General features: G+C 73.1%; 6 protein-coding genes. 1 reads left to right on the top strand and 5 read right to left on the bottom strand.

Annotated features, from left to right (window positions below; translation table 11 throughout):
* Nucleotides 1–30: 30 nt before the first annotated feature.
* Nucleotides 31–180: a hypothetical protein gene (locus CKO43_RS24670; protein ID WP_200380326.1), complete on the bottom strand. Its 150-nt coding sequence runs from the start codon at nucleotides 178–180 to the stop codon at nucleotides 31–33.
* A 304-nt stretch (nucleotides 181–484) separates the two neighbouring features.
* Complete coding sequence (locus CKO43_RS24675) at nucleotides 485–2170, bottom strand: 2-isopropylmalate synthase (protein ID WP_200380327.1); 1686 nt, start codon at nucleotides 2168–2170, stop codon at nucleotides 485–487.
* A gap of 81 nt (nucleotides 2171–2251) precedes the next feature.
* Here CKO43_RS24675 and CKO43_RS24680 point away from each other — a divergent pair, with 81 nt between their 5' ends.
* Nucleotides 2252–3259, top strand: a complete 1008-nt coding sequence (locus CKO43_RS24680; protein ID WP_200380328.1) for a Gfo/Idh/MocA family protein — start codon at nucleotides 2252–2254, stop codon at nucleotides 3257–3259.
* On the opposite strand, the gene CKO43_RS24685 is transcribed toward CKO43_RS24680, so the two are convergent.
* The 3 genes from CKO43_RS24685 to CKO43_RS24695 all read right to left on the bottom strand — a co-directional run.
* Nucleotides 3260–4399, bottom strand: coding sequence for an ABC transporter permease (locus CKO43_RS24685; RefSeq protein ID WP_200225447.1), 1140 nt, complete (start codon nucleotides 4397–4399; stop codon nucleotides 3260–3262). It abuts the gene before it with no gap.
* Nucleotides 4377–5297, bottom strand: a complete 921-nt coding sequence (locus CKO43_RS24690; protein WP_200225448.1) for an ABC transporter ATP-binding protein — start codon at nucleotides 5295–5297, stop codon at nucleotides 4377–4379. Before CKO43_RS24690 ends, CKO43_RS24685 begins: the two co-directional genes overlap by 23 nt.
* Nucleotides 5294–5995 (bottom strand): HlyD family secretion protein (locus CKO43_RS24695; protein WP_200380329.1); only part of this gene is annotated, 702 nt, incomplete at its 5' end. The genes CKO43_RS24690 and CKO43_RS24695, both read right to left, overlap by 4 nt.

The raw sequence follows: 5995 nt of genomic DNA on the forward strand, positions 1-5995 counted from the left end.
GGCGGGTGCTGCGTCGCACCGGTGCCGCGTTCACACTGTCGTGCCGGGCAGGCTGGCGCTGCGGGCCGGCACGGCTTGCGGCGCGCCGACCGGCGTGCGCGGCAACACGCGCGCCGGTCGGTGCGCGCTCAGGTCGCCGCCGAAGCGGAGCTGCGGATCCATGCGGAAGAACGACTCCATCGAGACACCCAGCGTTGCTGAAAAAGCTGCCTGCCCGGCGCCGCCCCGAAACGGGGGCGGGCCGGGAGGCCGGCGTCATCGCCTCGTCTGCAGAGGCGCCGGTGCCGCGCCGCGCCGCGTGGCGTCGGCGTGCGGCGGTGCAGCACGGCAGGCCGCACTCTAATGCGGAGCATTTGCTTACCGGCATTGCCGTGGCCGCAACGGGGGCGCCGCGGCTGGTGTCACGAGCGGGTGCGGCGCGATGTGCGCCGCGCGCGACGGGGCGGCGCGCCGCTTGAGCGGCGGCCGCCACCGTGCGCCCGGGTCAGCGTGTGCCCACGTCCGCCCCCAGCCGCGCCGCCGCACTGAGCACCGCCAGCACGCCGGCCGTGCCGATGTCGGCATGTCGCCCGGCGCCGAAGCGCGTGCCGGCCACGCCCGGCGCGGTGGCTTCGACCAGCGCCCAGGCCTGGGCGTCGGAGCCGCCGCCGATCGAACGTTCCTCGAAGTGCACGATCTCCAGCGCCAGGCCGAAGGCGGAGCGCAGCGCCTGCGCCGCCGCGTCCACCGGGCCGGCGCCGCGGCCGATCAAGCGATGTGCCGTGCCGTCGGCGCCGGTGACGTCCAAGGTGATCTCGACGCCGCCCGCCACCGCCGCCAGCGTGTGCCCGCGCCAGGCCAGCGCGCCGCCGGCGGCGGTGGGCGCCAGATAGGCGGCGTCGAACAGCTGCCACAGCGTGTCAGCGTCGACCTCGGCCTCGGCGGCGTCGGCGTGCGCCTGGACCACGCTGCTGAACTCCACCTGCAGCCGGCGCGGCATCGCCAGGCCGTGGTGACGCTCCATCAGCCAGGCGATGCCGCCCTTGCCAGATTGGCTGTTCACGCGGATCAGCCCGTCGTAGCTGCGGCCCAGGTCCTGCGGGTCGACCGCGAGATAGGGCACCTGCCAGATGCCACCCGGCTCCTGCGCCGCCATGCCTTTGCGGATGGCGTCCTGGTGCGAGCCCGAGAACGCGGTGAAGACCAGGTCGCCGGCATACGGGTGGCGCGGGTGCAGCGGCAGGCCGGTGCAGGCCTCGACCTCGCGTGCGGCGTGGCCCAGGTCCGAGAAGTCCAGCCCCGGCGCCACGCCCAGCGCGTAGAGGTTGAGCGCCAGCGTCACCAGGTCGACGTTGCCGCTGCGCTCGCCGTTGCCGAACAGCGTGCCTTCGACACGCTGCGCGCCGGCCAGCAGCGCGAGCTCGGCGCAGGCCACGCCGGTGCCGCGGTCGTTGTGCGGGTGCACCGACAGCACGACGTGCGCTCGCCGCGGCAGGCGGCGGTGCATCCACTCGATCTGGTCGGCGAAGACGTTGGGCGTGGCCACTTCCACCGTGGTCGGCAGGTTCAGGATCACCGGTCGGCCGGGGCCGGCGTCCCAGGCTTCCAGCGCCGCCGTGCAGGCGGCCAGCGACACCTCGGGCTCGGTCATGCAGAAGGTCTCGGGCGAGTACTGCAGCACCCATTCGGTCTCGGGCGCGGCGTCGGTCAGCGTGCGCAGCAGGCGCACGTGGTGCTCGACGAAAGCCAGCACCTCGTCCACGCCCATGCCGAAGACGACGCGGCGCCACAGCGGCGCGGTGGCGTTGTAGAGGTGAACGATGGCGCGGCGCGCGCCGCGCAGCGACTCGACGGTGCGCAGCAGCAGGTCTTCGCGCGCCTGGGTCATCACCATCGGCGTGACGTCGGCGGGCAGGCGCTGTTCGTCGATCAGGCGGCGCACGAAGGCGTGGTCGGTGGCCGACGCGGCCGGGAAACCGACCTCGATCTCCTTGAAGCCGACGCCGACGAGCAGCTCGAACAGGCGCAGCTTGCGCTCGGCGTTCATCGGCTCGAACAGCGCCTGGTTGCCGTCGCGCAGGTCGGTGGACAGCCAGACGGGCGCCTGGGCCAGCGTCTGCGACGGCCAGCGGCGCTCGGCCATCACGGGGGCGGGGAAGGGGCGGTACTTGGTCTCGGGGGTTTGCAGCATCGGGGCCTCGAAGGCATGCGCCGCGCGGGTGCTCCGGATAAGGCGCAGGATTGGCCCTCTGCTGCTTGTTTCGGCCGCCCGATGCACAACGCTTGCGCTACCCCGCTGCGCTGGGGCCTCGTCGGCCCCGGCAAGATCGCCCAGCGCTTCGCCGACGCCTTGTCGGCCGTGCCCGGCAGCCGGCTGGCGGCGGTGCAGGGCGGCCGGCCCAGCCATGCCGAGGCCTTTGCCGCGCACTGGCCGGCGGCCGTGCACCATGAGCTGGCGGCGCTGCTGGCCGACCCCGGCGTCGACGCGATCTACATCGCCACCCCGCACCAGGCCCACGCCGCGATCGCGCTCGCGGCGCTGGACGCCGGCAAGCCGGTGCTGTGCGAGAAGCCGCTCGCCGCCACCGCGGCCCAGGCGCAGGCGGTCGTCGGCCGCACCGCCGAACGTGGCGTCTTCCTGATGGAGGCGCTGTGGTCGCGTTTCCTGCCGTCGTGGCAGCAGCTGCGCGCCTGGCTCGAGGCCGGCGAGATCGGCAGCGTGCACACGATCCAGGGCACCTTCTGCTTTCGCCTGCCCTACGACGCCGGCTCGCGGCTGTATGCGCCGGCGCTGGCCGGCGGCGTGCTGCTGGACATCGGCGTCTACGCCTTCTCGCTCGCCCAGTGGGTGATGTCGGCCCAGGGCGAGCGCGCCTTCGGCGGCTTCGACGTCAGCGGCGTGCTCGCGCCCAGCGGCGTCGACCTGCACGTCGCGGCGCAGCTGCACTGGCCGGGCGGGGCAGTGGCCCAGTTCGTCATCGGCTTCGACGCCAGCGCCGACAACGCCTGCCGCATCCACGGCCAGCGCGGCACGATCACGCTGCATCCGAACTTCTGGGAATCGACGCGGGTGACGCTGCAGCGCCGCGGCGAGCCCGAGCGCACGCTGGAGCTGCCGCTGCGCCACAACGGCTTCGAATACCAGATCGAGGCCGCCGCGGCCTGCATCGCCGCCGGCCAGCACGAGAACGCGGCGATCCCGCATGCGCACACGCTGGCCGTCGCCGAACTCAGCGATGCGATGCGCCGGCGCCTGGGCGTGCGCTACCCGTTCGAGTGATCAGTCGATGGTCTGGCGGTAGCGCCGCATCGCCACCAGCCCGGCGGCGAGCGCGAACAGCGCGATCGCGCCGGCCTCGGCCGCGACTTCGGCCAAGCCGCTGCCCTTCAACATCACCGCGCGCACGATGCGCAGGAAGTGCGTCAGCGGCAATACCTCGCCGATCGCCTGCGCCCAGGGCGGCATGCCGCGGAACGGGAACATGAAGCCCGACAGCAGCATGTTCGGCAGGAAATAGAACATGGTCATCTGCATGCTCTGCATCTGCGAGCGTGCGATGGTCGAGAAGGTGAAGCCGACCGCGAGCGTGGCGACGATGAACAGCAGCACCATCGCCGACAGCAGCACGAAGCTGCCGGCCATCGGCACCTGGAACAGCAGGCGCGCGGCGGCGTAGACCAGCAGCACCTGGCCGTAGCCGATCAGCACGTAGGGCAGGATCTTGCCGACCATCATCTCCAGCGGCCGCACCGGCGTGGCCAGCAGGTTCTCCAGCGTGCCGCGCTCGCGTTCGCGCGTCATCGCCATCGAGGTCATCATCACCAGCGTCATCGTCAGGATCACGCCCATCAGCCCGGGCACGACGTTGAACGCGGTGATGCCCTCGGGGTTGTAGCGCTTGTGCACGCGCACCTCGAACGGCGCCGCCCCGGGCGCACGCAGCGCCAGCGCGCCCGTCAGCTCGGCGCGCAGCGCGACCTGCGGCAGCATCGCCAGCGCCGCCACCGCCTGGCCGGTGGCCGCCGGGTCGGTGGCGTCGGCCAGCACCGCCAGCACCGGGGTCTCGCCGCGCAGCAGCCGGCGCGTGAAGTCGGCCGGGAAGACGAGCGCGAACTGCACCTCGCCGCGTGCCAGCAACTCATCGGCCTGGGCCTCGGTGGGCGTGGCGACGATGCGGAAGTAGCCGCTGTTCTCGACCGCGCTGACGACGCTGCGCACGATGGGCCCGTCGTCGAGCGCGACGACGGCGGTCGGCAGGTGGCGCGGGTCGCCGTTGATCGCGTAGCCGAACAGCACCAGCTGCATCAGCGGCACGCCGACCAGCATCGCAAAGGTCAGCCGGTCGCGGCGCAGCTGGATCAGCTCCTTGCGCAGCACCGCCAGGATGCGGCCCCAGCTAAGCCAGAGGGTCCTGGGCATGCTGGGTCAGCGAGATGAAGACGTCTTCGAGCCCGGTCGCGATAGGCTCGACGGTCCAGGCGCCGGGCGCGGCCTGCGCCAGCCAGGCGGCGAAGTCCTCGCCGGCGCGTGCGCTGACGTGCACCGCGCTGCCGAAGGGCACGGCCATCCAGCGTTCGTCGCGTGCGATCAGCTCGACCGCCTCGGCCAGGCGTTCGCCTTGCAGCGACCAGGTCGCCAGACCTGCGGCGGCCACGACTTCGGCCGCGCTACCGGCGGCCAGCAGCCGGCCGTAGCTGATGTAGGCCAGCCGGTGGCAGCGTTCGGCCTCGTCCATGTAGTGCGTCGACACCAGCACCGTCAGGCCTTCGGCGGCCAGCGCGTGGATCTGCTGCCAGAAGTCGCGCCGCGCCTTCGGGTCGACGCCGGCGGTGGGTTCGTCCAGCAGCAGCAGCTCGGGCTCGTGCAGCATGCAGGCGGCCAGCGCCAGGCGCTGCTTCCAGCCGCCCGAGAGCGAGCCGGCGAGCTGGCTGCGGCGGCCGGCCAGTCCCAGGCGCTCGAGTGCGCCCGTCACCACCTCGCGCCGCCGCGGCATGCCGTAGACGCGGGCGACGAAGTCCAGGTTCTCCTCCAGCGACAGGTCTTCGTAGAGGCCGAAACGCTGCGTCATGTAGCCGACGCGGCGCTTGATGCGAGCGGCGTCGCGGCGCAGGTCCAGCCCCAGGCACTGGCCTTCGCCGGCGTCGGGCTCGAGCAGGCCGCAAAGCATGCGGATCGTCGTCGTCTTGCCGCTGCCGTTGGGGCCGAGGAAGCCGCAGATCTCGCCGCGCCGCACCTGGATGGCGAGCGCGTCGACGACGGTGCGGGTGCCGAAGCGTTTGCTCAGGCCGCGCACGTCGATCGCGAGTTCGGTGTTCATCGCGCTGCGTCCGCCAGCCTCAGCTCGACCGGCTGGCCGGGTTTGAGCGTGTTCTGGCCTTCGGGCCAGGCTTCGGCGCGGAACACGAGCTTGCTGCGCGACTCGTTGCTGTAGATGACCGGCGGCGTGTATTCGGCCTCGGGCGAGACATGGCCGATGCGGGCCTTGAGCCCCGCCGGGCAGCCGTCGCAGGACACGGCGACGGTGGCGCCGACGGCGGCACGCGCCAGCAGCGGCTCGGGCACGAAGAAGCGCAGCTTGATCGCGCCCGGCGGCAGCAGCGCCACCACCGGCGCGCCGGCGGCGACCCACTCGCCGGGCCGGTACAGCGTGTCGTAGACGAGCGCGGCGACCGGTGCCGCGCGCGTCTTCTGCTCCTCGTGCCAGCGCGCCAGCGCGGCGTCGGAGCCGGCACCGCGCGCGCTGGCCGCCGCCGCGGCGATGGTGTCGCTGCGCGCGGCTTCGTCGGCCAGGCGGCGCTGCGCCTGCAGCTCGCCGACATGGGCGGCGTCGGCGTCGCGTGCGGCCACCAGTTCGTCCAGCCGCGCGGCCGAGACGAAACCCTGGGCGACCAGCGAACGCTGGCGCGCCAGCGCCGATTCGCTGGCGACGAGCGTGGCGCGCGCCTGTGCCAGCTGGGCGTCGAGCGCGGCGAGCTCCAGCGGGCGTTTGCCTTTGCGCAGGTCATCGGTCTGGGC

The sequence above is a fragment of the Rubrivivax gelatinosus genome, assembly GCF_016583785.1.
Taxonomy (GTDB): Bacteria; Pseudomonadota; Gammaproteobacteria; order Burkholderiales; family Burkholderiaceae_C; genus Rubrivivax; species Rubrivivax gelatinosus_B.

Excerpts from the sequence above, each read along its gene's own strand:
- CKO43_RS24670 (WP_200380326.1), bottom strand. The coding sequence starts at position 180 with ATGGAGTCGTTCTTCCGCATGGATCCGCAGCTCCGCTTCGGCGGCGAC.
- CKO43_RS24675 (WP_200380327.1), bottom strand. The coding sequence starts at position 2,170 with ATGCTGCAAACCCCCGAGACCAAGTACCGCCCCTTCCCCGCCCCCGTG.
- CKO43_RS24680 (WP_200380328.1), top strand. The coding sequence starts at position 2,252 with ATGCACAACGCTTGCGCTACCCCGCTGCGCTGGGGCCTCGTCGGCCCC.
- CKO43_RS24685 (WP_200225447.1), bottom strand. The coding sequence starts at position 4,399 with ATGCCCAGGACCCTCTGGCTTAGCTGGGGCCGCATCCTGGCGGTGCTG.
- CKO43_RS24690 (WP_200225448.1), bottom strand. The coding sequence starts at position 5,297 with ATGAACACCGAACTCGCGATCGACGTGCGCGGCCTGAGCAAACGCTTC.